29 protein-coding genes are annotated in these 26,308 nt (G+C 68.4%); 10 read left to right on the plus strand and 19 right to left on the minus strand.

What is annotated here, in order from left to right:
* Nucleotides 1–151: 151 nt before the first annotated feature.
* On the plus strand, nucleotides 152–859 hold the full coding sequence (locus ACWEO7_RS06135; protein ID WP_452421211.1) for a 2'-5' RNA ligase family protein: 708 nt from the start codon (nucleotides 152–154) through the stop codon (nucleotides 857–859).
* On the opposite strand, the gene ACWEO7_RS06140 is transcribed toward ACWEO7_RS06135, so the two are convergent.
* Entirely contained in the window at nucleotides 856–2,118 is a 1,263-nt protein-coding gene (locus tag ACWEO7_RS06140; RefSeq protein WP_452421212.1) for a helix-turn-helix domain-containing protein, read from the minus strand. The genes ACWEO7_RS06135 and ACWEO7_RS06140 overlap by 4 nt on opposite strands.
* 482 nt (nucleotides 2,119–2,600) lie before the next feature.
* Here ACWEO7_RS06140 and ACWEO7_RS06145 point away from each other — a divergent pair, with 482 nt between their 5' ends.
* A complete protein-coding gene (locus ACWEO7_RS06145; RefSeq protein ID WP_452421214.1) occupies nucleotides 2,601–2,825 on the plus strand; it encodes a hypothetical protein in 225 nt (74 codons plus the stop codon).
* Nucleotides 2,822–3,148: a hypothetical protein gene (locus tag ACWEO7_RS06150; protein ID WP_452421216.1), complete on the plus strand. Its 327-nt coding sequence runs from the start codon at nucleotides 2,822–2,824 to the stop codon at nucleotides 3,146–3,148. Before ACWEO7_RS06145 ends, ACWEO7_RS06150 begins: the two co-directional genes overlap by 4 nt.
* Before the next feature lie 68 nt (nucleotides 3,149–3,216).
* Here ACWEO7_RS06150 and ACWEO7_RS06155 read toward each other — a convergent pair whose 3' ends face one another.
* The 6 genes from ACWEO7_RS06155 to ACWEO7_RS06180 form a co-directional block, all read right to left on the minus strand.
* Nucleotides 3,217–4,329 (minus strand): methyltransferase, encoded by a 1,113-nt coding sequence (locus ACWEO7_RS06155; RefSeq protein WP_452421218.1) that lies wholly within the window; start codon nucleotides 4,327–4,329, stop codon nucleotides 3,217–3,219.
* Nucleotides 4,330–4,641: 312 nt separating this feature from the next.
* The gene (locus tag ACWEO7_RS06160) at nucleotides 4,642–5,157 is read right to left on the minus strand and encodes a flavin reductase family protein (protein WP_450017776.1); all 516 of its coding nucleotides are present in this window, start codon (nucleotides 5,155–5,157) and stop codon (nucleotides 4,642–4,644) included.
* Nucleotides 5,150–5,665 (minus strand): NADPH-dependent FMN reductase, encoded by a 516-nt coding sequence (locus tag ACWEO7_RS06165; protein ID WP_450017778.1) that lies wholly within the window; start codon nucleotides 5,663–5,665, stop codon nucleotides 5,150–5,152. The genes ACWEO7_RS06160 and ACWEO7_RS06165 overlap by 8 nt, the downstream gene beginning before the upstream one ends.
* A gap of 11 nt (nucleotides 5,666–5,676) precedes the next feature.
* Nucleotides 5,677–6,894, minus strand: coding sequence for an SfnB family sulfur acquisition oxidoreductase (locus tag ACWEO7_RS06170; protein WP_452421220.1), 1,218 nt, complete (start codon nucleotides 6,892–6,894; stop codon nucleotides 5,677–5,679).
* Nucleotides 6,894–8,009, minus strand: a complete 1,116-nt coding sequence (gene sfnG / locus ACWEO7_RS06175; RefSeq protein ID WP_355071422.1) for a dimethylsulfone monooxygenase SfnG — start codon at nucleotides 8,007–8,009, stop codon at nucleotides 6,894–6,896. The genes ACWEO7_RS06170 and sfnG overlap by 1 nt, the downstream gene beginning before the upstream one ends.
* 127 nt (nucleotides 8,010–8,136) lie before the next feature.
* A complete protein-coding gene (locus ACWEO7_RS06180) occupies nucleotides 8,137–9,528 on the minus strand; it encodes a styrene monooxygenase/indole monooxygenase family protein (protein WP_452421222.1) in 1,392 nt (463 codons plus the stop codon).
* Nucleotides 9,529–9,626: 98 nt separating this feature from the next.
* Here ACWEO7_RS06180 and ACWEO7_RS06185 point away from each other — a divergent pair, with 98 nt between their 5' ends.
* Nucleotides 9,627–10,109, plus strand: a complete 483-nt coding sequence (locus ACWEO7_RS06185) for a GAF domain-containing protein (protein ID WP_452421224.1) — start codon at nucleotides 9,627–9,629, stop codon at nucleotides 10,107–10,109.
* A 61-nt stretch (nucleotides 10,110–10,170) separates the two neighbouring features.
* On the opposite strand, the gene ACWEO7_RS06190 is transcribed toward ACWEO7_RS06185, so the two are convergent.
* From ACWEO7_RS06190 to ACWEO7_RS06225, 8 genes are all read right to left on the minus strand, one after another.
* Nucleotides 10,171–11,604, minus strand: coding sequence for an LLM class flavin-dependent oxidoreductase (locus ACWEO7_RS06190; protein WP_452421226.1), 1,434 nt, complete (start codon nucleotides 11,602–11,604; stop codon nucleotides 10,171–10,173).
* The gene (locus ACWEO7_RS06195; protein WP_452421228.1) at nucleotides 11,601–12,824 is read right to left on the minus strand and encodes an acyl-CoA dehydrogenase family protein; all 1,224 of its coding nucleotides are present in this window, start codon (nucleotides 12,822–12,824) and stop codon (nucleotides 11,601–11,603) included. The genes ACWEO7_RS06190 and ACWEO7_RS06195 overlap by 4 nt, the downstream gene beginning before the upstream one ends.
* Nucleotides 12,825–13,005: 181 nt before the next feature.
* Entirely contained in the window at nucleotides 13,006–13,629 is a 624-nt protein-coding gene (locus ACWEO7_RS06200; protein ID WP_452421230.1) for a hypothetical protein, read from the minus strand.
* Nucleotides 13,630–13,737: 108 nt separating this feature from the next.
* Nucleotides 13,738–14,067: a hypothetical protein gene (locus tag ACWEO7_RS06205; RefSeq protein ID WP_450017793.1), complete on the minus strand. Its 330-nt coding sequence runs from the start codon at nucleotides 14,065–14,067 to the stop codon at nucleotides 13,738–13,740.
* Between the two features lie 111 nt (nucleotides 14,068–14,178).
* On the minus strand, nucleotides 14,179–14,475 hold the full coding sequence (locus ACWEO7_RS06210) for a hypothetical protein (RefSeq protein WP_379249280.1): 297 nt from the start codon (nucleotides 14,473–14,475) through the stop codon (nucleotides 14,179–14,181).
* Nucleotides 14,462–14,686: a hypothetical protein gene (locus ACWEO7_RS06215; protein ID WP_063016531.1), complete on the minus strand. Its 225-nt coding sequence runs from the start codon at nucleotides 14,684–14,686 to the stop codon at nucleotides 14,462–14,464. Before ACWEO7_RS06215 ends, ACWEO7_RS06210 begins: the two co-directional genes overlap by 14 nt.
* A gap of 153 nt (nucleotides 14,687–14,839) precedes the next feature.
* Entirely contained in the window at nucleotides 14,840–15,724 is an 885-nt protein-coding gene (locus ACWEO7_RS06220; RefSeq protein ID WP_452421232.1) for an RNA polymerase sigma-70 factor, read from the minus strand.
* Nucleotides 15,725–15,771: 47 nt separating this feature from the next.
* Nucleotides 15,772–16,155 (minus strand): DoxX family protein, encoded by a 384-nt coding sequence (locus tag ACWEO7_RS06225; RefSeq protein ID WP_452421234.1) that lies wholly within the window; start codon nucleotides 16,153–16,155, stop codon nucleotides 15,772–15,774.
* Nucleotides 16,156–16,358: 203 nt separating this feature from the next.
* Between ACWEO7_RS06225 and ACWEO7_RS06230 the strand changes: the two genes are divergently transcribed.
* Entirely contained in the window at nucleotides 16,359–17,150 is a 792-nt protein-coding gene (locus tag ACWEO7_RS06230) for an alpha/beta fold hydrolase (RefSeq protein WP_452421236.1), read from the plus strand.
* Nucleotides 17,151–17,162: 12 nt separating this feature from the next.
* Here the strand turns inward: ACWEO7_RS06230 and ACWEO7_RS06235 are convergent, their stop codons facing one another.
* From ACWEO7_RS06235 to ACWEO7_RS06245, 3 genes are read right to left on the minus strand one after another with little or no spacing between them, the layout of a single operon-like run.
* A complete protein-coding gene (locus ACWEO7_RS06235) occupies nucleotides 17,163–17,759 on the minus strand; it encodes a TetR/AcrR family transcriptional regulator (protein ID WP_452421238.1) in 597 nt (198 codons plus the stop codon).
* Nucleotides 17,760–17,809: 50 nt separating this feature from the next.
* Nucleotides 17,810–18,574 (minus strand): crotonase/enoyl-CoA hydratase family protein, encoded by a 765-nt coding sequence (locus ACWEO7_RS06240; protein WP_450017805.1) that lies wholly within the window; start codon nucleotides 18,572–18,574, stop codon nucleotides 17,810–17,812.
* Nucleotides 18,571–20,100 (minus strand): thiolase C-terminal domain-containing protein, encoded by a 1,530-nt coding sequence (locus ACWEO7_RS06245; RefSeq protein ID WP_452421240.1) that lies wholly within the window; start codon nucleotides 20,098–20,100, stop codon nucleotides 18,571–18,573. The genes ACWEO7_RS06240 and ACWEO7_RS06245 overlap by 4 nt, the downstream gene beginning before the upstream one ends.
* 117 nt (nucleotides 20,101–20,217) lie before the next feature.
* Here ACWEO7_RS06245 and ACWEO7_RS06250 point away from each other — a divergent pair, with 117 nt between their 5' ends.
* From ACWEO7_RS06250 to ACWEO7_RS06265, 4 genes are all read left to right on the plus strand, one after another.
* Nucleotides 20,218–20,973 (plus strand): crotonase/enoyl-CoA hydratase family protein, encoded by a 756-nt coding sequence (locus ACWEO7_RS06250; protein ID WP_452421241.1) that lies wholly within the window; start codon nucleotides 20,218–20,220, stop codon nucleotides 20,971–20,973.
* 176 nt (nucleotides 20,974–21,149) lie between these two features.
* Complete coding sequence (locus ACWEO7_RS06255) at nucleotides 21,150–22,256, plus strand: DUF4185 domain-containing protein (RefSeq protein WP_452421243.1); 1,107 nt, start codon at nucleotides 21,150–21,152, stop codon at nucleotides 22,254–22,256.
* A gap of 97 nt (nucleotides 22,257–22,353) precedes the next feature.
* Nucleotides 22,354–23,562: an erythromycin esterase family protein gene (locus tag ACWEO7_RS06260; protein WP_452421245.1), complete on the plus strand. Its 1,209-nt coding sequence runs from the start codon at nucleotides 22,354–22,356 to the stop codon at nucleotides 23,560–23,562.
* 49 nt (nucleotides 23,563–23,611) lie between these two features.
* Nucleotides 23,612–24,286, plus strand: coding sequence for a class I SAM-dependent methyltransferase (locus ACWEO7_RS06265; protein ID WP_452421247.1), 675 nt, complete (start codon nucleotides 23,612–23,614; stop codon nucleotides 24,284–24,286).
* A 3-nt stretch (nucleotides 24,287–24,289) separates the two neighbouring features.
* Here the strand turns inward: ACWEO7_RS06265 and ACWEO7_RS06270 are convergent, their stop codons facing one another.
* Nucleotides 24,290–24,880 (minus strand): alpha/beta hydrolase family protein, encoded by a 591-nt coding sequence (locus ACWEO7_RS06270; RefSeq protein WP_452421249.1) that lies wholly within the window; start codon nucleotides 24,878–24,880, stop codon nucleotides 24,290–24,292.
* 244 nt (nucleotides 24,881–25,124) lie between these two features.
* Here ACWEO7_RS06270 and ACWEO7_RS06275 point away from each other — a divergent pair.
* The coding region (locus ACWEO7_RS06275) for an acyl-CoA dehydrogenase family protein (protein WP_452421251.1) at nucleotides 25,125–26,308 on the plus strand (1,184 nt) is incomplete at its 3' end.

Consider the following 26,308-nt stretch of genomic DNA (forward strand, 5'->3'; position numbering starts at 1 on the left):
TTTGAGGTTATGCCCCTCTGGCAGAGCACTGCACCCTGCAGCTGTACCCAATGCACATTGCGGTGGTGTACTGCCGAACCGGGTGAGTCACCCGAGGTCAGCCGGGTCTGTTGCCGGACACGGCCGCTCGCCGATCCGTACACTCACCGGCGTGGTTCCCACCAATCGGCCGTTCCCACTGCGGCAGCCCGCATCGACGTCCGACCCATCCGCTATTCGCTCCAACGATTGGACGGCGTTCCGGCAGCTCGGGAACCTGCACGACCACTGGACTCTGAAATCTTGGGTCCCCGGCCAGTCCTGCTACTACTGGTATCTCACTTTCGACGATCCCGCGCTGACCGATCTCGCCGAGCGGTGTCAGAAGACTCTCGCCGACGACGGGATCGACCCGGTCCCCCTCGACGCTCTGCACATGACGCTGCTCAGCGTGGGCAAGGTCGGCGAAGTGTCCGACAGAGAGCTCGCGGATATCACGGATGCCGCACGTTCACGGCTAGCCGACATTGCGCCGTTCGACATCGTTGTCGGGCCACTGGCCGGGTCCCGCAGTGCGCTGCGGTTCTCGGTCACTCCATGGGACAACCTGCTCAGGTTGCACCGTTCCCTTCGTGAGGCGACCGCCGCGCACCGGCCGACGAGCCGCCTCGCCGAAACGACCGAGTTCCGGCCGCACCTCGGGATCGGCTACCTCAACCGACCTAGGGACTCTGCGGCGCTGATCGCCGACGTCGCCGTGCTGCGAGAGTTGCCACCGGTCACCGTGCGCACGAGCCAGGTGGACCTCGTCGAGCTACGCCGCGACGGTCGTCAGTATCGCTGGACCGACCGCGCCGTGCTCCCGCTCGGCAGCCCCTAGCCCTCTGGCGCCGAGAACCCTCGCGCGGACGACGACCACTTTCGCAGCGAGTCGAGATATTCGCCCGCACCGTGTGCGGGGATCGTCCCGATGATGGCGCCGAGTTCGTGAGCCCGCTGCCAAACCGAGCGGATCGGGCGATCGCTGGACGCTTCGAGCGCCTCGACACCAAGACGTGCGGCCCGCTCGACATCGCGATGCCGACCGGCACCGAGCAGCGCGGCCGCCATGTCGAGCCGCACCAGAGACCGGCTCCACGCCGACTCCGACTCCGCGACTCGATCCTCGACCTGCTGGCCATACTCGAGGCAGCGCTGATAGTCACCGGCCGAGAGGAATGCGGTGGCCGCGTTCGCCATCAGCCGCGCCTCGCCGTAAGGAGCGAACGTCAGGGCGGGAGTGAGCTCCGGGCCGGTGGCGAGCGCTACCGCAATGGTGGTCGCCGCATCGATCGCGGCGGCGACACCGGCCGAGTCTCCGACTTTTCCGAGAGCACGAGCGAGCCCATTCGAGTACAGACGGACGGCCTGCGGGCCACCGTTCGCCAAATCCAATCCCTGGTAAGCCGCCCGTACCGCTGCCGCGTAGTCACCTTGGTAATAGGCGCAGAAGCTTTCGGTGCCCTTCACCCACGCCTGCAGATCGGTATCGCCCAGCAACTCGCCAATGGCGAACGCCTCGCGGCAATACATCCGAGCGTGCCCGAATCGGCCGCGGTTGACCGCCATATAAGCGAGCACGCCCGACAGGCGGCCCGCGATCGAGTAGAGCGCGTGCAACTGGACGGGGTGTCGACGCTGCCCGAGCATCGCATCGACCTGATGGCGCGCCGTGATCACCTCCGGCGCCAGTCGGCGCGGCCCCTCCAGTTCATAGCGATCTACGACGTCATCGACTGCCAACGTGAGGATGTCGAGAACACTCCCGTCCGCGTCGAATTCGGACAACCCCTGCACCCGCCGCGCAATATCTGCTGGACTCTCAAAGGTGTCGGCGACCGTCCGAATGCGCGTCGGGCGCGGCTCCGGCATGAGCTCAGCTTCGAATCGCGCCCGCTCGACATCGGTGAGCCGATCGAGCATGGTGTCCATGGCCGCGGCGTACTTGCCTGACAGCTGGATTGTTTCGCGCCGCGTCTCCCACTTACGTACCGCTGCAACAGTGAACCCGAGGATCTCGGCGAACTCCGGCTGGCTGACCCGCAATGCCGCAGTGCGTAGTGCACGAACCTCGACCCCCGTCCACTTGGTCACGATCATCTGATCTGCCCATCTGTGCGTCCGTCCGTGAGCGTCAGCGTAGGCCTTCCGTAGTAGTCGCGTGGCTTCGATCGCCGGTATTTCCGCTGGAGAGTGTTGAAAGGCACCCGACGCCGGGTGATGCCAGCCCATCGGCAGCACCGAGTCTCCAGGCCGATGGCAAGAGCCCCGGCGCCGGGTGCACACCAACACACACCAGCAGCGAGGACGGTATGACCGCAAAGGCAGCAGACCCTCAGCGAGGCACTACGGCGATCGGCGAACTGACTGACCGGGTCGGATACACGCACATCGAGATGCCAACACCCGGCGACGGGACCGAGCGTGGCCACGGGATATGCGTCCTCGCACGTGTTCACGGGCGCCACACTGCGGCGATCGCCGATCAGTTCCACATGCCCGAGCCGATAAGGGACGCGATGACCGCAGTGTCCGGCGGGAGCACGTCTGTCCGGAACGTCCGGCTTTCGGCGGCGTGACCAGTGGAGCACCGCCCCTCGGCCGCACTCGAAGCCGTACGCGCCGTATTCGAAGCCGACGACGCGGCGAAGCTTGCCATCGCCCGCAAGGATGGCCCGTTGTGGATGGCTGTGGACAAACCACAGACCTGGGTATTGGTCGCCGAGGACGGGACCCCAGGCGATGAGTTCACGATCGCCGGCCCGATATTCGGCGCGCCGGAGCTGTACGAGGGTGATGCCGAGTGAACGGGTGGGTCACCTTCGCGATCGGTCTCGGCGCCGCGCTCGTGGTCATGGCGCCGGTAGTCGCGGCCTCGATGTGGTGGCAGGCTCCCACCGATCGTGAGGCCGTCGAAGCGCACGTCGCGGAGCAGCGAATGGATAACACGTTGTGGGCAACAGCTTTCCCGCATGATGCACCGGACCACGACCTCGGCATCCGCGAAGCCCACATGACGATGCAGCGGCACCGGAATTGCGATATCGCGTTGTGCCGCCGCAAGCGAGCGGCCTGGCAGACGCTCGTCGACGCGAAACGGATCCGCCCGGACACATCGCGCCAGAAGTAGGCACAGGATCGACCGCGAGTGGCACATGGTTGAGGCGAATCGCGAGTAGATCCTCCGTCATGTGCCACTCAACGAGGAGACAGTCGGTAGAGGGAGGTTGTTTCCGCTGCGCGGGCGGTGTGGAGCGGGGAGGTGGGGTTGTGGGCTCGGTGGTGGGTGGGGTGGGTGGTGAGTTGGGCGGTGATGTGGAGGCCTGCGGTAGTGATGCGGGTGAGGAGTTCGTCGTGGGAGCGTAGGCCGAGGTGTTCGGGCAGGTCGGAGAGGATCAGCCAGCCTTCTCCGCCTGGGTTCAGGTGGGCTTGGAGGCCGGAGAGGAAGGCGCGCAGCATGGACGAGTTCTCGTCGTAGACGCCGCTTTCCAGCGCCGAGGTCGGCGTGCCGGGAAGCCAAGGGGGGTTGCATACCACGAGGTCGGCCTTGCCATCCGGGAAGAGAGCCGGGCCTCGCACGTCGACGGATGACATGCCCAGCCGACCGAGGTTGGCGCGGGCACAGGTCAGCGCACGAAGACTGTTGTCGGTAGCGGTGATTCGCCGGATTCCACGACGGTCCAGGATCGCGGCGAGCACGCCGGTGCCCGTGCCGAGATCGAAGGCCGTCTCGGCTCGTGCGGGTAGCGGCGCGGACGCGACGAGATCGACGTACTCGCCGCGGACCGGGGAGAACACGCCATAGTGCGGATGGATGCGGTCGCCGAGCGCGGGCACGTAAACGCCCTTCTCCCGCCACTGCGCCGCACCGAGCACGCCGAGCAGTTCGGTGAGCGCCACCACCATGCGCCCGTGCGGCGCTCCGTACGCCTCGGTGCACGGGCCCCGCACATCGGGAGCGCGGCGCAACGCCAGCGAATAGTCGTCTTCAAGGAGCACGAGCAACTTGCCGAGCACCTGCGCGCGCCGGCGACGCGACGCGCGATACCGCTGGAACGCTTCGGCCGGACCGTCGCCGACCGAAACCCTCCGATCGATTCGCCGCCCCATCGCACGCAGCAGTTGCCGCGCATTGTGGAAATCACCGCGCCACAGCAGACCGGTCCCGGCTCGCGCCATTCGGCAAGCCGCGTCGGCGGTGATCCAGTCGTTCACCACCACAAGGGATTCGGGCGGCGGCGCGCCGTTCTCGGAATGCCAGCCTGCGGTCGGGCAGGTGTTGTCGTCTTCGGTCCAGCAAACGGTGGACACCGCGTACTCCTCGTGATCGAACGTGCGTGGGCACGACGAGCACTTCGCCGCGGAGTCGCGAAAAGACCTGTGCGCTATCGCACAGGGATCACTCGAGGTTCGTCTAGACCCGCGCCGAAGTGCGCGGGAAGTCGCCGAGAACCATGCCGAGCGTCATGACCGGACCTTTCCGTAAAGAGACACCAGAGTCTCCCACAGCCCTGATCCAGGCCGACGTCCGGACCTGATGCGACGAGCATCGCATGCCGTCGCGGCTTCCGGACCATCGAGCCACCGGGACGTCACCCCGGTTTCGCGCACACCGGAGGGCCGTCAGGCTGCGCCGTTCGCCGGTTCGGCGTGCAACCGGCGGAACTTGCTGCCGTGGAATACCAGCGGGTCCACGTCGGTGCGGGTGGCGATGCGGTGGATGCGGAGGATGACCACCGCGTGGTCGCCTGCCGGGACGTGAGCTTCCTGGACACCCTCGATCCAGGCGGACGCGCCGTCGATGAACACGGCGTCGCCGGAACCGCGGTGCAGTTGGATGTCGCGGAAGCGGTCGCCGTCGCGGGTGCCCAGCGTGCGGGCGGCGGCCTGCTGGTCGGTGCCGAGCAGGCTGAGGCCGAGGTGGCTCGCGGCGGCGAGCTTGGGCCAGGTGGCCGAGGAGTTCTGCACGCAGAACGAGACCAGCGGCGGATCGAGCGAGACGGGCACGAACGTGCTCACCGCCAGGCCGTGCGGGGTTCCGTCGATTTCGGCGCACACGGCGACGACGCCGCTGGGGAAGTTGGCGAACGCGCGACGCAGACCGGCTCCGTCGGCGGGGAATTCGAACAGGTCATGCATGATTCGCAGCCTTCGAGCTGTGGGCCAGTGCCTGGGCGACCGAACGCCACCGACCACTGTACCGGTCGATAACGCCGTCCTCGGCGAATGTGCGATCGGACAGGTAGAGCCCGGGCAACGCGGCGGTGGCCCCGATTTCGACGAGCACGGGCTTGAGCAGCAGGTCGGGAGCGAGGGCGTGGGCCGGTCCCGCGCCGAGCATGACCGGGACCGCGAGCACGCCTTCCAGGCCGGTCCCGCCCTCGAACTGTTCGAGGAACAGCTTGAGCAGACCGGTGTAGGTCGCCTTGAAGGTGGGGCTGGCGAAGACGACGAGCTCCGAGCCCGCCACGGTGCGTACCGCCTCGGCCACGGCCGCGTCACCCCAGCTGAGCAGGGCGGGGCCGAACTCGACCAGGTCGATCACGGTGGGCTCCACCTCCGGCCGCAGCCCTCTCGCGACCAGGGTGGCCGCGGTGAGCGTGCGTGAGGCGGGTTTCGGGTTTCCGACGACGACAGTGACTGTCATTTCGTCTCCTTTCAGATCACACCGTGGAGCGGTGGCGCGGCGTCGTGCAGCAGTGCCCGGCCGATGTGCTGGTACTTCCAGCGCACCGGATCGTGCAGGGTGTGCGTGCGCGCGTTGCGCCAGAAGTGGTGCAGGTTGAGATCCGCCGCCGCGCTGCGCGTTCCGGCGACTTCGAACAGCGCGGCCGACACGTCGTTGGCGGCGCGGTCGGCGAGTATCTTGGCGGTCGCTACGGCCAGCGACGACTGGGCGATGTTCGCGGCGCTCGGATCGATCCTGATGGCCGCGTCCAACGCCCAGCCAGCCGATGAGAGGGTCGCCTCCGCGGCGGTCACCGCGACGGACAATTCACCGAAGCGCTGGATCAACAGCGGGTCGTCCACCGCGTTCGCCACCCCCGCCTCGAACCACGGGCGACTCTTGGTGCGCACGAATTCCGTTGCCGCGGTGAGGGCGCCTCGGGCGATGCCGGTGTCGATGGCGGCGTGCAGCAGCTGCGCGAACGCGCCGTAGCCGGTGGGTGCTCGCACCGCGCCGGAGCGGGGAATCACCTGGTCACGATCGACGAGCACACCGTCGAACGACACCGTTCCGCTACCGGTGGTGCGCTGCCCGATCCCGTTCCAGTCGTCCACGACGCGCACGCCGGGAGTGTTGGCGGGCAGGTAGGCGATGTACTCACCGGGTTCGAGACCGCTGCGCCCCTCCGGGTCGTCCAGCCGGGTCAGCACCGCGAACAGATCGGCGAACAGCGAGCCGGTGCAGTAGTACTTCACGCCGTCCACCCGGAATCGATCATCGACCGGCCGCAAGGTGGTGGCGATGTCGGCGACGGTCGCGCCCCCGCGCTCGGACTGCGCGTTGGCGATGCGCCCGCCGTCGAGCACCCGCCCGAAGTACCGCTCCTGCTGCTGGGCCGTACCCGCGAGCCGGAGCAGGTTCACATACACGAAGTGGCTGTGCGGGATCTGCGCGATATTGGGATCTGCCGTGGCGAGAATGCGCGTCACTTCCGCGACCGCGCTCGGCGGCAGATCCGCGCCGCCGTGCGCGGCGGGGACGGTGATCGCGAGCAGGCCGCTGGCCGCCAGCCGATCGACCTCCGCGTACGGCAGCGCGCGCTCCCGGTCGCGTTCGGCGGCTCCCGGCGCGAAGTCCGCCGCGAGCCGCTGTGCGACCGCGAACGCTTGTGCCGCCGACAGGATGCGATCGGCGGCGACCGCGGTCATCAGTTCACCGCCGCGACGGGCCGCTGCGCGGCTTCCAGCTCACGCACCAGCGGGAGCACCTTCGCGCCGAAGTATTCGATCTCCTCCTGGAAGTGCAGGAAGCCGCCGAGAATCAGGTCGACGCCGAGCTGCTTGTAGGCGACGATCCGCTCGGCCACCTGCTCCGGCGTGCCGATCAGCTGGGTGCGGAAACCGTCGTTGTACTGCACCAGGTCCTCGAACGTGGAATCGGCCCACATGCCCTTGCGGTCCTTGGTGGACGCGCCCGCCTGTTGCACCGCGTCGCGGAAGCCTTCCACCGCGGGCTTGTTCGCCTTCTCGACGATCTCGCGCAGGGTGTCGCGAGCTTCCCGCTCGGTATCGCGGGCGATGATGAAGCCGTTGAGCCCGAATCTCACCTCGCGGTCGTGGGCGCGGGCGACGGCGCGCAGGTCGTCGAGTTGCTCGGTGACGCCGTCGAAGTCCTTGCCGTTGGAGAAGTACCAGTCGGCGTAGCGGCCGCCGTTGCGCCGGGCGGCGGTCGAGTTGCCGCCCTGGAAGAGTTCGGGATTCGGCCGCTCGGGGGTGTTCAGCGGCTTCGGCTTCAGGGTGAAGTCCCGGATGCGGTAGAAGTCGCCGCCGTAGTTCACGTTGTCTTCGGTCCAGATCTTGCGGATCACTTCGAGGAATTCGGCGCTGCGCCGGTAGCGCTCGTCGTGCTCGAGCCACGGTTCGCCGAGCGCGGTGAACTCACCGGCGAACCAGCCGGACACGACGTTGATGGCGAACCGGCCATTCGACAGGTGGTCGGCGGTGGCGCCGAACTTGGCCAGCACCGCCGGATGCCACAGCCCGGGATGCACGGCCGCGATGACCTTCAGCCGCTCGGTCGCGCCGAGCAGCGCGAGACTGAAAGAGGTCGATTCGTGCTGGTACTCCGCGCCGTAGGAGGCGGTGTAGCGCACCTGGGACAGCGCGTAGTCGAAGCCGTTGTTCTCCGCTGTCTGCGCGAGCTTCTTGTTGTATTCGAAATCCCAGCTGGTGCGCTGTTCGATATCGCTGGTGACCAGTCCCCCGCTGACGTTGGGCACCCAGTAGGCGAATCGGATCTGCTCGGCGATCTGCTCCGTGGTCATAGCTGCTCCATGGTTATCGGGGGTAGCCGTCGGATCGGAGGCCGGACGCCACGCATGCGTCCGGCGCTCCTTTCACTCCAGCACCGGCCCCCGGTCGGGACGAGGTTTTGAATCTGCGCGATTCGGATCAGGCGTCGGCGAGCGCGGGCGAGTAGCTCGACCTGGCGAACTTGCCCGCGGGCGTGAACCGGCCCAGTAGCGCGGCGGCGTCCTCGCCGGTGACCCGTGTGATGAACTCGTTGACCGCCTCCGGCGAGTCGACCGGCAGGAACGGCTGCGGCCGGTGCAGCAGGCCGACCAGCGCCGAAGCGAACGCCGGGTCGACGGCCGCCGCGGCGAAGAACGCGTTGCCGACCTCGGCCAGTTCGGGATCGCTGAGGAACAGCCTGGTCACCTTGTTCGCCGCGTCGGCGCGCGCGGCGAGGAACGCGGCGTACTGCCGCGCGATCCACGCCTCGTCGAAGGGTCCTTCGTGCACGGCGGCCGCCGCGACCAGCCGCTGCGCCTGGATAAGGCCGCTCTGCGCGCCCTGCCCGGCAATCGGGTCGTAAGCGATGGCGGTGTCACCCAGCGCGGCGACCACGTGGCCCCCCGCGGTGCGCCCGACCCCCGACCGCACGACCGGGCGCACCGCCCCCTTCAGCCACGAGTGCGGATCCTCGGGGATGGTCTTGGTCGCCAGTACCTCCGGCAGGTCCCACTCGATGTAGTCGCGGTAGAGGTCCTGCACGACCCGGTGCGCCGACTCGGCGGAGTCGGCCCCGGCGAATCGCTTCTCCCAGTCACTGCCGGGCCGCGCCCAGCCGAGGAAGGCCCAGCTCGGCCCCGCGTCCTTGTGCAGGTACGGGCCCCACCAGCCCTCGCCCTGGTCGGCGAGGATGGAGAAGCCGCTGTGCGCGCCGCCCGCCACGCTGCGATGCGCGAAAACATTTTCGTCGTGGCCGAGGCCGGTGACGACGACGGTGAGCAAGGACCGCTGCGGCGCGTCGTAGGGGGTGCGCTGCGCGTCGACGGGGAACAGGTCCGACAGACCGCCGCGGCCGGTCGCGACAAGGGTGAGGTCGTTGGCGGCGGCGATGCCGTCGAGCGTCTCCGGCGTCACTTGCTCGACCACGAACCGGCCGCCGCGCTCCAGGAACGCGGTGAGCCGCTCGTCGGCCTTGAGCCGGGTGTCCACCGCGACGCCGACGTATCCGTCGAAATGCCCGTCGAATTGGATCAATTCGGGACGATCGGGGCCAGGTCCGGCGATGCGCACGCTCAAGCCGGTGTGCCGGGGCGCCCGCGCGGTGTAGCTGTCCAATCCGAGCGCGGCCTCCGCCTGCTGGGTCTCACCGAATTCGAGCGCCGTGCCGGTGGCGGGCACGTCGTCGCGTAAGGCGCGCTGATCGCGCTCACTGTAAAGGGTGACTTCGAAACCGGCGTCGAGAAGTCCTAGCGCCGCAGTGACGCCGGTCTGTCCGGCGCCGATAACCGCGGCCGAACGAGTGGAACGGGATACGGGTTGCTGCGAAGTCATGCAGGGATGATGCGATGGACGCGCGGTGCTCGCAGAGTGTTGCGATCACCGAGAATCAATAAGCAGACAGCGAATTCGCAGCGCGTACCATTCGGCCCATGTCGTTTGTCGTCGCCGACCTCACCGGAGACCGCACCGAGCGGTACCGCCAGCTCGCCGCCCAGGCCGAAGCGCTGGTCGCGGGTGAGGCCGACCGCATCGCCAACGCCGCCAATCTCGCCGCGCTGGTATTCCACGCATTATCGGATGTGAATTGGGTGGGTTTCTATTTCTACGATGGGCGAGAACTCGTCGTCGGCCCGTTCCAGGGCAAACCCGCCTGTGTGCGCATCGCGCTGGGAAAAGGCGTGTGCGGCACGGCGGCACAGACCAGAAGCACCCAACTCGTACCCGATGTGCATGCCTTCGAGGGACATATCGCTTGCGATGCCGATACACGTTCGGAAATAGTCGTGCCGTTGGTCCGCGACGATGCGCTGATCGGAGTATTCGATCTCGACAGTCCGCGCCCCGAGCGCTTCGACGACATCGATCGTGCGGGGCTGGAAGCGGTAGCCGAGATATTTCTCGCGGCGATCTGATTCGTCGCCCGGAAAGCCGGACGGCGCCGGGCCCCGAAGGCTCCGGCGCCGTGCGAGCACATTACGAGGTCGCCTCGACCGTCGCTCCCGGCCGAGAGACCGTATCCGGCAGGGCCGTCGATCCCGGGCCGCTCAACCGGTAGCTCGCGCCGCGATGGTCGGCGGGCAATCGATCGCCCGCGCCGAACAGCGCGTTGCGTAGCGTGCCCGGCGTGTACTCCGGGGCGTACGCGCCTCGGGCGGTCAGCACCGGGACCACGTGCCGGACGATGTCTTCGAACGTTCCCGGGGTGATCGCGTAGGCCAGGTTGAAGCCGTCCAGGTCGGTTTCGGCGGCCCATTCCTGGAGCAGGTCGGCGACCGTCTCCCCGGAACCGACGAAGACCGGGCCCATGCCGCCGATGCCAGCCCACTTGCCGATGTCGCGGACGGTCCATTCCCGCCCGTCGTCGTCGAATTCCTGGAACGCCGCCACCGCCGACTGGATCGCGTTGCTTTCGACTTGGCCGATCGGGTCGTCGAGGTCGTAGCGGGACAAATCGATGCCCATCCAGCCGGACATGAACACCAACCCGCCCTCGACGCTCGCGTAGGACAGGTACTCCTCGTGCTTGCGCCGCGCCGCCTCGTCGGTCGCGTCGGTGATGATCGTCGCGAGCGCGTAGATGCGCGCGGCGTCACGGGGGCGGCCTGCCGCCGCCAGCGCGTCCCTGATCCGGGAAACCGTCTGCGCGAGCACTCGTTTCGACGGACCGGCGATGAAGATGGCCTCGGCGTTCTCGGCCGCGAAGCGCACCCCGCGCGCAGACGCCCCCGCCTGGTAGATCACCGGCGTGCGTTGCGGCGACGGCTCCGACAGGTGGATGCCCGGCACGGTGTAGTGCGTGCCGCGATGACCGATGTGGTGCACCTTGGCCGGGTCCACGTAGACGCCCGCGCTCGCGTCGCGGACCACCGCGTCGTCCTCCCACGAGCCTTCCCACAGCTTGTACAGCACCTCGAGGTATTCATCGGCCTGGTTGTAGCGCTCGTCGTGGTCGAGCTGGTCGGCCGCGCCGAAATTGCGTGCGGCCGACGGCAGATAGCCGGTCACCACATTCCAGCCCAGCCTGCCGTTGGTGAGATGGTCGAGCGTGGACAGCCGCCGCGCGAACGGGTACGGGTGCTCGAATCCGGTGCCGGTGGTGATGCCGAACCCGAGATGCTCGGTCACCGCCGCCATGGCGGAGACCAGCAGCAGCGGGTCGGCAACCGGGATCTGCGCGCCTTGGCGCAGCGCGGCGATGTCGTTGCCGCCGTAGACGTCGTAGGTGCCCAGGACGTCGGCGATGAAGATGCCGTCGAAGCGGCCGCGTTCGAGCAGCTTCGCCAGCTCCGTCCAGTAGCCCAGCTCCTTGTATCGGTGCGATTGGTCGTCGGGATGCCGCCACAGCCCCGGGGACTGGTGGGCGACGCAGTTCATGTCGAATGCGTTGAACCGGATCCGGCGGGTCACTGCGCGGCTCCGCCGGCCGGTGTACGCTCGCCCGCGCTCCAGGCGCACGGCAGATCGGCGCCGTTGAGCAGGTGATCGCCGATCGCCCGCGCCTTCTGGATCGCCGGGTTGTGCACCGAGATGGTGCGGGCGTTACGCCAGTGCCGATCCAGCCGCAGCTGTTCGGAAACGACCGAAGCGCCACCCACTTCGAACAGCAGCGACGTGGCGGGCAGCACCAGATCGATGACGGCGAGCTGGGCCCGGGCCGCCGCGAGTTCGGCGGCCACCACCGCGCTCTCGTCCTTCGCGCCGCCCGCCAGCACTCCGTCGAGCACGTCGGCGACGGCGAGCACACTGGCCTCGGCGGCGAACGCGGCCGCCGACAGCCGCCCGATCACCTGTTGCACCAGCGGATCGTGCCGCGGCAGGTCGGCGGCGGAGTGTGTGTAGCCGCGGGTACGCGCCGCGACCCACTCCCGGATGTCACGCTCGGCGCGCTTGGCGATGCCCGCCAGCACAGCGAGCTGGACCAGTTGCAGGTAGGAGGTCGCGTACGTCGGCCCGGGCGCGCCGTAGCCGGGACCGAGGATTCGGTCTTCGCTTACCGCTACATTGGTGAATTCCGTTGTCCCACTGGCGGTCAGCCGCTGGCCGAAGCCGTCCCAGTCGTCGTGCTGACGCACACCCTCGGCGTTCGCGTCCACCAGCACCCCGACGCGCTCACCGTTCCGGTCGGCGGCGGCCAGAATGTAGTCCGCGTACAGCGAACCCGTGCTGTAGTACTTGACACCATTGAGCAACCAGCGCCCGCCGTCCTCGGTCAGCGTGGTGCGGTAGCGGTCCACCGCGCCGACACCTGGTTCGGTGATCGCGTTGCCCACCAGCGTGCCTTCGGCCACCGCGCGCAGCCACCGCTCCCGCTCGGGCCCTTGCTCCGCGAGGAGTTGATCCTCGACGAACGAGAAGTGCACCCGCAGCGCCTGCGGCAGATTCGATTCCGCGGCGGCGAGTTCGATGAGCAACCGGAACAGCTGCCGGACGGTGACGCCGTAGCCGCCGAACTCGACCGGAACGCGCAGCGCGCCGAATTTCGCCGCGCGCAGCAGTCCGACCTCGTCATAAGGAAGCGTGCGATCGATTTCTCGCGTCACGGCGCCCTGGGCGATCTGGTCGAAGATCGGGCCGAAGATCGCATCCAGTTCGGAATCGGTAGTGGATTTCGCCTCGGTGGTCGTCATCAGCCCACCATCGCGCACCGCGCGCGGTCGCTCACGGGTTGCGCGCAGCGCGATCGAAATGCTCGCCGGAGCGCGGAGATCGACCCGCTCGAGTGCGCGAGGTCCCGGCCAGGTCGACTTGTCCGCGTGCGTTGGACAGCGCGGTGACGACATCAAGCGGTACCGCTGTCGGTACCCGCCGCTACAGTCGCGACGTGGCTGGTTCGGCGACCTTGCGCGTGCTCGCACTTCGCTTGACCGCCACCACCACGATCACCAGCACACCGAGCACCACACCACCGAAACCGAGTGCGAGCGCACCGAACAGTGTGCCGACGAACGACGAGCCGAGACCCTGTCCGATGGCGACCGTCACCTCGGAACTACCCGCCGTGGTCACGCGATAGGCGCCCGGCTTCGCGGCCTCGAACGAGAACCCGGCCCGTCCCTCGTGGCTGCCGAAGGAATACGTGATGGTTGCGTCGCGCTTCTGCAACTCCAGGTGCTTGCCGTCCGGATCGAGCACCCGCAGGTTGACCGTGCCGGAGGGGCCCCGGGACGATGCCCCGGCGTACTCGAAATACACGGTGTAGCCGCCGGACTCCGCCAAGTTCACCATCCCGGAGCCGGGCACCTTGACCCGCTGGAAGTCGTCGATCCGGCCCGAGGTCTGCAGGAAGCCGAAAGCGCCGAGGACGATCCCGCCGATGACGCCGAGGCCGATCAGCGCGCCACCCAGCGCGAACCAGCGACCGGATGGGCTGATCGGTTGCGCGGTCGGCGATCCCACCGGACTCGGCGATGTCGGAAAAGGCGGCTGTGACACGGTCGAATCCTCGGCTTCTGGTCGACACCCGCGTCGACGTAGCGACAGCGTACGGCCTGATCAACCGCCTCGCTACGCGAATCGTCGACCGCCCCGGCGGGCCGGAACTCAGCGCGTCTGAGCCGCCGACATGCACTCGCTCGCGATGCGACCGCTGGCAGCGCGCGCCTTGTCCGCGTCCTCTTTGCTCATCCCCAGCGTTTCCTGGTTGGGAGACTTGGTGTCGTACTCGTCGCTGGTCATGATCCGCAGTCCGGCCTGCGAAATGCCCTGGTCGACGAACACTTTCGCCGCGCATTCGGCCAGTTGCTTGTTCTTGAGGCCCTTGTCCTGCAACGACTTGGCGAGATCGGCCTGCGTCACCGTGGGCGCCGCCGTGTCCTTGTCGCTGCCGCATGCCGCGAGCACCGGCAGCGCGATCAGCGCCGCGGCGATCATGCAGATCCGCACCTGACTCCTCTTCCTCGACTGGCCACTGTCGGTGGCGTGGCCACCATAATGCCGTCCGGCCTTCAGCGGTAGTCGCGCGCGGTCTTTGCCCAGGAGGCCTCAGAGGTCCATGGCCGCGCGCAACGCGGTGTCGAGCCGCTCCAGCGTGTCGGTGTCCACCACGTCCACCCGCTCGGCCAGCCAACCGCGGAAGATGCGCCCGATGTTCCCGGCATGCACCCAGCCGTGTTCCTCCACCGGAACCGCGAGGATGTCCTGCGGATCGTCCTCGACCACCTCGGCCGCGATCAACCAGGGGCGCGGCGATTCGTTGATGCCGTCACTGCTGATGAGCACGACCGTTCGGCGGCGCGGCGAACCATGCGGGTTGTAGATCCACAGTTCACCCCGACGCACGCATCGCCTCCTCGGCGGCCGCCAGTTCGGCCGCGTCCGCGGCGGCCTCGGCGGTCACATCCGACACCGGACCGACGCCGGTGCGCACGGCCTCCCGTCGCGCGGCCTTCGAAATCCAAGCCGACGGCGACATTCCCGCGCGGGCGGCCGCCTGCTCGGCATACGACCAAGCGGCTTCGTCCAGCGAAAGGGTGACCTTACGCGTTGCCATACCAATTATCCTACCGACATTGCCGGGTACGGCACCAGCCCTCGGCGACGACCGCGTCAGCGCGCTCTGGCCGATTCCCAGCGCGCCACCGGAAGCAACTCGCACTGCTCGCTGCCGGTGAGCGCATGGCGGCGGCCGCGGCGCTGCCGATATTCAGCGCAGCGCGAGCGGCGTCTCGGACTCGACGCGGGTCAGCTTTCGCGGGTTGCGGACGAAGTAGAGGCCGGTGATGTGGTCGTCCTCGACGTGGAAGGCCATGATGCCGTCGAGCACGCCGTCCAGGCGCAGCGCCAATGCGGGTTGTCCGTTGATCAGAACGGTTTCGCGGCTGAGAACGGCCTCGACCTTGCCGGTGCCGCCGGTGATGTAGCGGGCGACCTTCTCCGCGCCGATGACGGGGTGCAGCGCGGCTCGCTTGATACCGCCGCCATCGCTCATGAGGACGACATGCGGGGCGAGCACGTCGAGCAGGCCTTGTGGATCCCCCGATTCGAGCGCGCGCCCGAACGCCTCCACCGACGCGCGGATCTGGCTGGGCGACACCACCGAACGCGGGCGGCGGGCCTCGACGTGGCGGCGGGCGCGGTGCGCGATCTGGCGGACGGTCGGCGGGTTCTTGCCGACCGCGGCCGCGATCTCCTCATAGCCGAGGTCGAAGACCTCGCGCAACACGAAAACAGCACGTTCGGTGGGCGAGAGCGTCTCGAGGACGAGCATCATCGCCATCGAGATGTTCTCGGCGAGTTCGACATGCTCGGCGACGTCGGGTGCAGTGAGCACGGGTTCGGGCAGCCAGGGGCCGACGTATGCCTCTCTGCGGCGCTTCATCGTGCGTAGCCGGTTGAGCGACTGCCGGGTAGTGATCCGGACCAAATAGGCGCGTTCGTCGTCCACCTGCTCGGTGTCGGCTTTCACCCAGCGCAGCCAGGTCTCCTGCAGAACGTCCTCGGCGTCGGCGGACGAGCCGAGCATCTCGTAGGCGACGGTGAACAACAGGTCGCGGTGGGCGACGAAAGCCTCGGTCGCGTGGTCGCTCATCTTCTCGACCCTTCTCCTCGGGGGTTGGCTGCGTTCGGTCCGGGCCGTCAGCTCGTGAAAGGTTCGAGGGCGAACCGGCCCCACGCGATGAACACCGCGATCGCGAGATACACCGAGTTCAGCACGACGAACTTGTACTGCCCGAGCCGGCCGTGGGTGATCATCGCGCCGACCATGAGCCCGACCCAGCAGACCGCCGTGACCGGCACCAGCACCGGCGCGATGTCGAGCACGGCGGGCAGGATCAGACCGGCCGCCGCCAGGATCTGCCGGAGACCCAGACCTTTGACGAAGCCGTCGCCGGCCGCCGCGGTCCATTCCCCGCCAGGTGACGCGGCGAGCTTCTCCCGTGGAACGAACGCCTTGGTGATGCCGCCGAAGAGGGCGAGCGCGGCCAACAGTGCCGTAGCGATCCACAGTGCGATGTTCATCGGGAACTCCTTCGTATCCAGCGTGTCGGCATCCAGACACCGCGCGAGCGAGCACTGTGACAAGCCAGTGAGCTAGATCACCGCCGGATGGGGACGTGCCGCGTCGAGCCCGCACTGTCAGAAATAGCCGTGCCTCGCCACTCCAGCCGGTGGCTGCTGCGCGATACCAACTGATGACAGGTGACTGCTGTTAGGGTTGGCGGATGACGACGTTGCACCATCACCGCGTCGGCGCGGGCGAGCCGCTCGTGCTGGTACACGGGGTCGGAAGCCGGTGGCAGGTGTGGGAGCCGATCATCGACACACTGGCCGCGTCGTACGAAGTGATCGCCGTCGACCTGCCCGGCTTCGGCGGTTCGACGCACCCGCTCGCGCACAACACCGTGCCCAACCTCACCGACGCGCTCGACGAATTCCTCGCCGCGCAGGGGATCGAGCAACCGCATCTCGCGGGCAACTCGATGGGCGGGCTGATCACGCTGGAATTGGGCGCTCGCGGGCTGGCTCGCTCGGTGACCGCCTACTCGCCGATCGGCTTCTGGAACACCGCCGGTCGGGTGTGGTGCCAGCAGTCGCTGGGTAAGTCACGGGCGTTGGCGCGCAAGCTGCGGCCCGCCCTCCCGTCCGTCCTCGGCACCGCCGCGGGACGGACCGTCTTCCTCTCCCTGGTGTTCGGCAAGCCCTGGGCGCTGGATGCGAAGGTGGCACTGGACACGGCCATCGGCGCTGCGGACGCGGCCGGATTCGACGAGGCGATCGCCTCGTTCACCGATGTCCAGCTGCCCGAAATCGACTCCCTCGCCGACATTCCGGTGACCATCGCATGGGGCAGCCGCGACATCCTGCTCACCTACGCGACCCAGAGCCGCAAGGCACGCAGCGTGCTACCGGACGCCGAGCACGTCACGCTGCGCGGCAGCGGGCACACGCCGTTCTTCGACGACCCGGCCGGATGCGCCCAGGTGTTGCTCGAGACGGTCACTCGCCAGCGCTAGACGCCCGTCCGTTCAGCCCGCGGGCGGGTCGAGCAACGTGTCAGCGGATGCCGTGCCGAGCAAGACGCGCACGGCATTGCCCCACCGGTGCTGGAGGACCCGGTTGCGAGACACGTCCCCGGTGAGCAGCACCCGCAGGGCCGAGCCGGTCATGATCTCGATGGTGAACTCGGTGATCGTCGGCACCCGGGGATCGTCGGGGAACTCGCGCCGGAAGCTGTCGCGAATGCTGGTGTGCATCAGTTCGAACAGGCGGACCTCGAGCGGCAGGAAGGCCGCCCGCAGTTCCGGGTCGGTCCGCGCGCCCACCCACATCTCCAGCGCTGCCCAGAACGACGGGCCGCTGAGCATCCGCGTGGTCAGCTCGACGGCCGTCTCCAGCCGGTCCGCGTCGTCCGGGATCGCTTCGAACTCGCTTGTCAGCTGGTCGAAACGGCGTCGCGCCACATGCTCGACGGCGCCGGCGAGCAGATCGGCCCTGGTGGGGAAATAATGCTGCAACGTGCCCCGCGGCACACCCGCCCGCTTCTGCACCTCGAGCGTGGTCGTGCCCGCGTAACCGACCTCGACCAGGCTCTCCACCGCCGCGTCCAGCAGCCGCGTGCGCATGCGCTCCCTGCGCTGCGCCTGCGGCTGCCGAACGTGTCCCGGGCCGCCCGTCAGCGACCCTGCCACTGAGGCTCGCGCTTCTGCGCGAACGCCAGCGCGCCTTCGGCGGCGTCCTTGGAAAACAATGCGGGCAGCGCGATTTCGCCCTGCTTCGCGAATCCCTCCGCGACCGGCCAATCCGGCGACTCGTCGATGATGCGCTTGCTCGCGGCCACCGCGAGTGGTGCGGCGGCGACGATCTCGGCCGCGAGTTCGAGCGCCACCGACAGCGCCGCGCCCGGCTCGGTGACCCGGTTGACCAGGCCGAGCTGGTAGAGCCGCTCGGCGCCGATCCGGCCTCCGGTGAGCGCGAGTTCGGCGGCGGTGCTGCGCGGCAGCCGCTGGGTCAAGCGCAGCACGCCACCGCCCGCCGCCACCAGACCGCGCTTGACCTCGGGAATGCCGAACTGCGCGTCGCGCGCGGCGACGATGAGGTCGCCCGCGAGCGCCAGCTCGAAACCACCGGCCAGCGCGAAGCCCTCGACGGCGGAGATCATCGGTTTCGCCGGGGGTTTGGCCGTGATGCCGAGCGGGCCGCGGCGCTGCGTCATCGGCATCTCCCCTTTCGACGCGGCCACGAGATCCATTCCGGCGCTGAAGGTTCCGCCCGCACCGGTGAGCACGAGCACGCGCGCGGCGGAATCGGCTTCGAACTCGTCGACAGCGGCCTCGATGGCCTGCGCGGTGGCCAGGTTGATCGCGTTGCGCGCCTCGGGACGGTTGACCGTGAGCACGGTGATCGCGTCGCGCCGCTCGATCAGGACCGAGTCGTTCATCGGGCGCTCCTCTCGGTGAGCAGGGTGAACGTGTCCGCGGCGATCTCGGCGTCCGCGCCGAGCGGGTCGCCCGCGGTGAACGCCGCGAGGGTGTCGGCATCCGACGCCCGGACCAGTATGCGGGTCCCCGCGGGTGTCAGTGCGCTCATCACAACCGCTTCCGGCTCGTCGGCACGGTCGGGCGCGGGACCCTTGCGGTAGGCGACGGTGTACGCCTCGACCGTGGCGGGCCCGGTGTACCCGGGCGCGGGTTCCCGTCGCGCCGCCGGCACATCCGCCTCGATGGCACGGAACAGCCGCTCGGGCGGCTTCGCCGAGTACACCCCGACGCCGTGCTTGGTGCTGTACCAGCCGAGCGCCGTCGCCAGGCCGTATGCGCCGGGGTCCGCGCGGAGGACGCCGGACAGCGTCGCGATCGAATGCGTCGTGTAGTTGTTGCCAGGGCCGCCCGCGAAGGTGAGACCGCCGGTGACCGACAGCGGCCGGGCCGGATCGTCGATCGGCAGGCCGAGTTCCTCGGCGGCGATCTGCACCGCCACCGGGAAGCAGGAGTACAGGTCGACGTGGGCCACATCGTCTATCGCGATTCCCGCGGCGCCGAGCGCCGCCTTCCCCGCCGCGGCGATCGCGGGCGATCGAGACATGTCCGCTCGTTCGGAGACGAACCATTCGTCGGTCGCGGTGGCGCCGGCATGCGGGAACACCCATCGGTCCCGCGGCACTCCGGCGGCGTCGGCCGCCGCCGCGCTGCACAGGATGAGCCCGGCGCCCAGGTCCACGGTCAGGTTCGCGACCAGCAGCTTCGGATACGGCGTCGACACCATCCGGTTGGCGGGCGCCGGCGTCGCCAGTTCGGCGGCAGCCTGCGCGGCGGGCTGCCACGCGTACGGATTGCGTGCCGCGATCTCCGACAGGCGCGACCACAGTCCGCCGATCCGCTCGCGGTGCGCGGCTTCTCTCGACCCCAGCCTGCGCCGCAGGGCCGTCTCCATGAGCGCGTAGAAGTACACCGGGCCCCACAGGCCCGCGGCGGTTTCCATGTCCGAGTTCGGACCACGATCGGAGCCGACGATCTCGTCCGGGGTTACGTCGTCCGGCTGCTCCGGCCAGTCCACCGCCGCGCCGGAGCGGGCGGCCGTGTTCCCGGAGTACACCGCTTCGGCTCCGGTGAGCAGGGCGACCTCCGAGCGGCCGTCGGCGATGGCCTGCGCGACGACGTTGAGCAACCGCTGCGGCGCGTCACCGCCGAAACGCACCGACTGCACGGTTCTTCTCGGGCTGACGCCCAGTTCGGCCGCGACGAGCGCGCCCAGGTCACCGTAGGGGCGGCTGACCGGGGCGACGGCGGCGATCACATCGGCCGAGCGCAGCAATCGGTCGCCGACACCGCTGTCGGCGCCGGCGCGGCGCAAGGATTCGGCGGCGAGTTCGACCGGGCCGGGCAGACCCGGCTCACCCGGCCGGTGTACGACCTGCCCGGCGCCGACGAGCACCGGCGTCCTCGGGTCCATTCCGGCTGGCAGCATGCGACCTCCGCTCCATAACCGTCAACATTGACGGTAACTTGAGTCCGATTAGAACAGAGCCCTGGCGCCGCGGCAACAGTGCGCGCCACATAACTGACTCACGAGTAATATCCGAGCATGGGCACCAACATCGCAGTGCGGTTCGACGACCACCGGGCGTACGTCACGCTGGACCGGCCGGACAAGCACAACGGCCTGACCATCGATATGCTCCACGAGCTGGTTGCCAGCGCGAAGCTGGTGGGCCGCCGCAGCGATGTGCGTGCAGTCATTCTCTCCGGCAACGGACCCAGCTTCAGCAGCGGACTGGATATCTCCGCGGCAATCAGCAATCCGTTGGCAATCGTTCGGAACTTCGTGCCGCTACCCTGGCGCGGCACCAATGCCTTCCAGGAGGCGTGCTGGGCTTGGCGCCGCCTGCCGGTGCCGGTGATCGCCGCGGTGCACGGGCGCTGCTACGGCGGCGGGCTTCAGCTCGCGCTCGCCGCCGATGTCCGTTTCGCGACTCCCGACGCGGAGTTCTCCGTCATGGAAGCCAAACACGGGCTGATCCCGGACATGACCGGCGCTGCAACACTATCCAGGTTGATCGGCATCGACAAAGCCCTCTTGCTCACGATGACCGCGGACGTGGTGGACGCGGACTACGCCGCGCGCATCGGCCTGATCACCGAGCTGTCGCCGGACCCTGTGGCGGAGGCCGAGAAACTCGCCGACCGCCTCGCCACACGGTCGCCGCACGCGGTCTCCTCCGCCAAACGACTCTTCGAGAAGTCATGGCGAGCATCCACACGGCGAACCTTTGCCGTCGAGCGCGCGACGCAACTTCCTTTGCTTCTCCGCAAGGCGCGCAGCCGTCCTACCGAAGATTAGCTACAAATTCGCTAGTCTGCTGGAGAACCCTCCCCGCGACTGGTTCCGCTGCTACCATTTGCACGATTTGCCAGCCAGTCGACTAGTGGTGCGCGGCACACTGCGAAGGGTCTGTGTATCGCGGGACGTCCGTGTTTCGCACCGCTCTCGGGAAGAAACCGGAGGGCTCACAGACCGTGATCAAGACCGCATCCTTCCTGCTCTCGGCGCTGGCGGGCGCCTCGGCCCTGCTCTTCACGGCGACTACCCCCGCCATCGCCAACCCGAACGCCATCAATCCGATCCCGGTGCTCAACGGCACGACCGGATTACCGAATCTGCTCGGCCGCACCAAGGCGGTCTTTCAGGTGACCGGTATGGCCAGCCCGAACAACACCCAGACCTACAACGTTCTCGGCACCGATCTCGGCATCATGTGGGACAACGGGCACGGCGAAATGCTCACGGCGTTCGGCGACACCGCCGGCGTCGGTTTCCCGAATTTGCTGGCGGGCAGCATGTGGGCCTGGCGCAGCAATATCCTGCTGCGCAGCCACACCACCGATCCGGCCGATGGCGTCTATTTCGACAGCGTGGTGCGCGACGTGTTCGGGCAGGCACGCGATCTGATCGCCAGCCCGAAGATCCCGTTCCTGGAGATCAGCCGCATCCCGACCGCGGGCATCGCCGTCGACGGCGTGCAGTACATGAGCCTGATGTCCGTGCGGACCTGGGACGACGTCGGCCAGTGGAGCACCAACTTCTCCGGTCTCGCCGTCTCCGGGGACAACGGCGAGACCTGGGCCGAACTGCCGGAAACACGACGGAACAACGAAGGCGGGGACGCCAACTTCCAGATGAACGCCTTCCTCGCCGACGGCGGGTACATCTACGAATACGGCACGCGGTCCGGACGCAATCACACCGCGCACGTCGCCCGCGTGCGCGCGCACGACATCGGGAATCTCGCCGAATACGAATACTGGGACGGCCACGCTTGGCGGAAGAACGATGTGAACGCCGCCGCGCCCATCATGTTCGGCGTAGGCGAACTGTCGGTGATGTACAACGCCTATCTGGGGCAATACATTTCGCTGACCACCGATCGATTCAATTCGGTGGTGATGCGGCGCGCGCCCGACCCGGTCGGACCGTGGAGCGATCCCGAAGTGCTGATCGACACCCGCGAATTGCCCACCGCCTACGCGCCTTCCATCTTTCCGTACCAGACCGGGCGCGATCTGTACTTCCTCACGACCGTGCACAGCCAGTACAACGTCCTGCTGATGCGCACGACGCTGTGACCGGGAACCCGGCGATTCGACGCGGCGCCTTGACCTCAACAAAGGTTCATGTACGAGGCTGCACCGCGTTGGATCGTTCACGTTTCCGGGAGGCACCATGCTCAGCACCACCGTCGACATCCGCGCCTGGTTGCGCGACAACGCCATCGCGATCGACAGCACCGATCCGGACTCGCCCGGTGCGGAACTCGACGGCCTGATCGCGCGGCTCGCCGCCGCCACGGTGGTCGGGCTCGGCGAGTCGACGCGGTTCTCCCGCCAGACCTTCGGTGTGCGCGAGCGGCTGTTGCGCGGGCTGGTCGAACGGCACGGCTTCCGCGCACTGGCCATCCAGGACAGCGCGCGTTCCGGCGAACGCTGGGACCGGTTCGTCACCGCGGGCACGGGCGACCCCGAATCGGTGCTCGCCCGCGCCTGGCGCCCGTGGCGTACCGAGGAATCGGTGGCCACGCTGCGCTGGATCCGCGCGTACAACCTGGCGCATCCGGACGACCCGGTGCGGATCTTCGGCGTCGAACCGCCCCGTGCCGAACCGAGCGACTACGACGCGGTACTCGACTACGTGCGCCACGCGGCTCCCGACCGGCTCGCCGCGATCGAGGCGCATCTAGCGCCGATCCGCACCGCGCATCAAGTCGACGAACATGTCCAGCGCCATCAGGGCACCCACCCCGGCCGCCCGTTCGCCGAGCACGCCGAAGACGCCCTGGAGCTGCTCACGACATTGCCGGATACCGGCGAGCGCGCCACGGCGCTCATCCACGCCCGCCTGATCCTCGACTTCCACACCCAGAGCGTCGCGAGCCAAGGGTTCGCCAGGGACGAACGGCCGTCGGCCGAGACGGTGCTGGAATGGCAGCGCTCGACCGGTGCGAAGATCGTCTACTGGGACGGCCTCGCGCACACCACCAGCCTTCCGATCGTCTTCGGTGCGGCCGAATTCCGCGGCGCTGGCAGTCATTTGCGCGCTGAGCTGGGTGAACGATACGTGTCCGTCGGCATCGGCTTCCATCACGGCGACCTCGGCGCGGCAGTGGCGCCCGACCCGCGATCCGACTTGGTGGACGCCGCGCTGGGCGAGGTCGAGCTGCCCGCCTACTACGTCGACCTGCACGCCGCCGCGCCGGAACCGGTCCATGATTGGCTGACCGGCCCGGCGAAGCTGCGCACCATCAGCGGCGTCTACGACCCGGCCGCCGACGCCACGGCCAATATCCGGCTTTCGTCGCTCGCCGATGCGTTCGACGTGCTGATCCACGTACGCGAGACCACGCCGGTGCACTGGCTCTCGCAGGTATCGGACTGACTCGGGCAACCCCACGGGGCGCGGGTCGCCCGATCAATAGACTCGAGATATGGATGCGGCCGACTGGGACGAGCGCTACGCGCAAACGGAATTGGTCTGGGGCGCACCGCCGAACAACACCGTGGTGGAGCACGTCTACGGGTTGGAACGCCGTGCGCCCCTCCAAGCCGCCACACCCGAGGGCGATGCGCCGGAGTTCCCGCGCGCTCTCGATCTGGCGTGCGGCGAGGGCCGCAACGCCCTGTGGCTCGCCACGCACGGCTGGCAGGTGCACGCCGTCGACTACTCACAGGTCGGCATCGACAAAGGCCGTACCGTGGCATCGCGCCTGTCCCGCTCGGTCCGCAATCGCATCGCCTGGCAGTGCGCCGACGTCACCGATCTGGACGAAGCGGGGATCACCGGACCGTTCGAGCTGGTCTTGATGGTCTTCCTGCACCTGCCCGCCGAGCAGCGCCGCGCGTTGGTGCGCACGGCGGCCGGGCTGCTGGCTCCGGAAGGCACCCTGCTCGTACTCGGCCACGACACCACCAACATCACCGACGGCTGCGGCGGGCCGCAGGACCCGGCCATCCTGTTCACCCCGGACGACATCGTCGCCGACCTCGGCCCGCTCGCGGCGGCTGGCGAAGTGCGCGTCCGCATCGCCGACCGCGTCTACCGGCCCACCGAAACGGGCGATGCCATCGACGCGCTGGTCATCGCCACCCGACCGGCCGAATAGGACTCAGGACCAGCGCTCCAGCCACGGAGTCACGGTCTCGGCGATCAGGTCGAAGCCCGCACGGAAGGCGTGCGGCTGTCCCGGGATGACGCGCACTTCGGCGGCGTCGGCGGAATCGGGAATGCCGAACGGGTCGTTCGCCCCGTTGACGACGACGACCTCGATGTCTCCCGGCGCGAGCAGTTCATCCCGGCGCGAGTTCTCCGGCTTGCCCGGCGGATGCAGCGGGAACGAGAGCGCGAGAACGCCACGGACCCGTGCCGCGACGGCGGTACGACAAGCCACCCGCGCCCCGTTGCTGCGCCCACCCTGGATCACCGGGATGCGCTTGCGCCCGCGCAGCCGCGCGACGATCTCCAGCCAGGCCTCGTCCTGCTTGACCGCCGAACCCGGCGCCCGCCGCCCAGCCACCCGATAAGGCTGCACCACCCGCGCGACCCCACCCCCCAGCCGCAGCGCGACGTCACGCACCGCGAGCAGGTCCTTCGCCTCCACCCCACCCCCCGCACCATGCGTGAGCAGCAGCAGAAACGCGGGCCTGCGCGGCTGCTCGAGCTCGACCTCAGCCGGCCCCGCACTCGTCTCGATCAGCATTGTGCTCATTCTGCCGCGCCGGCCCCCCGAAGCCGCACCGTCGCTCCCCGCGTGATCGACACTGTAAAACGCGTCACATTGCCTGCTCGACTCTTTGCGCAGTCATTACCGGCCGGTAATATGTTTCATAAGTTACCCGCGAGTAGCATGCGGAAAACCGGCACGACTACCCGGTGGAGCGAACAACGGGCGGGAACGGCAACCATACCGACCGCACCAACTCAACGGAGAGTGAGTACTGACAATGGGTCACTACAAGAGCAACGTCCGCGACCTGGAGTTCAACCTCTTCGAGGTTCTCGGCCTCGGGTCGATCCTGGACAGCGGCGCCTACGGCGATCTCGACACCGACACGGTGAAGGAGATGCTCAACGAGGTACGCCGCCTGGCCGAGGGTCCGCTCGGTGAGTCGTTCGCCGACGCCGACCGCAACCCCCCGGTCTTCGACCCGCAGAACCACACGGTCACGCTGCCGGAGTCGTTCAAGAAGAGCTACCGCACCCTGCAGGACGGCGGCTGGGACAAGCTCGGCATCGCCGAGGAGCTCGGCGGCCTGCCGATCCCGCGCGCCGCGTACTGGGCCATCGCCGAACTGATCCTGGGCGCGCAGCCCGCCGCCTTCATGTACGCCGCGGGCCCCGGCTTCGCGAACATCTTCTACAACAACGCCACCGACGAACAGAAGAAGTGGGCGGAGATCGCCGCCGAGCAGGGCTGGGGCGCCACGATGGTGCTGACCGAGCCCGATGCCGGTTCCGACGTCGGCGCCGGGCGCACCAAGGCGATCAAGCAGGAAGACGGCACCTGGCACATCGAGGGCGTGAAGCGGTTCATCACCTCCGCCGACTCCGACGACCTGTTCCCGAACATCATGCACCTGGTGCTGGCCCGCCCCGAGGGCGCGGGACCGGGCACCAAGGGCCTGTCGCTGTTCTTCGTACCGAAGTTCCACTTCGACCACGAGACCGGTGAGCTGGGCGAGCGCAACGGCGTGTTCGTCACCAACGTCGAGCACAAGATGGGCCTGAAGGTCTCGGCCACCTGTGAGGTCACCTTCGGCGGCCACGGCATCCCGGCCAAGGGCTGGCTGGTCGGCGAGGTGCACAACGGCATCGCGCAGATGTTCGACGTCATCGAGCACGCTCGCATGATGGTGGGCACCAAGGCCATCGCGACCCTGTCGACCGGTTACCTGAACGCGCGGGACTACGCCAAGGAGCGGGTCCAGGGCGCCGACCTGACCAAGATGACCGATAAGGCCGCGCCGCGCGTGACCATCACCCACCACCCGGACGTCCGTCGCTCGCTGGCCACCCAGAAGGCGTACGCCGAGGGCCTGCGCGCGGTGTACCTGTACACCGCCGCTCACCAGAACGCCGATGTCGCCCAGCACGTTTCCGGTGCGGACGCCGACCTGGCCGCGCGGGT

The sequence above is a fragment of the Nocardia sp. NPDC004260 genome (genome assembly GCF_053603155.1).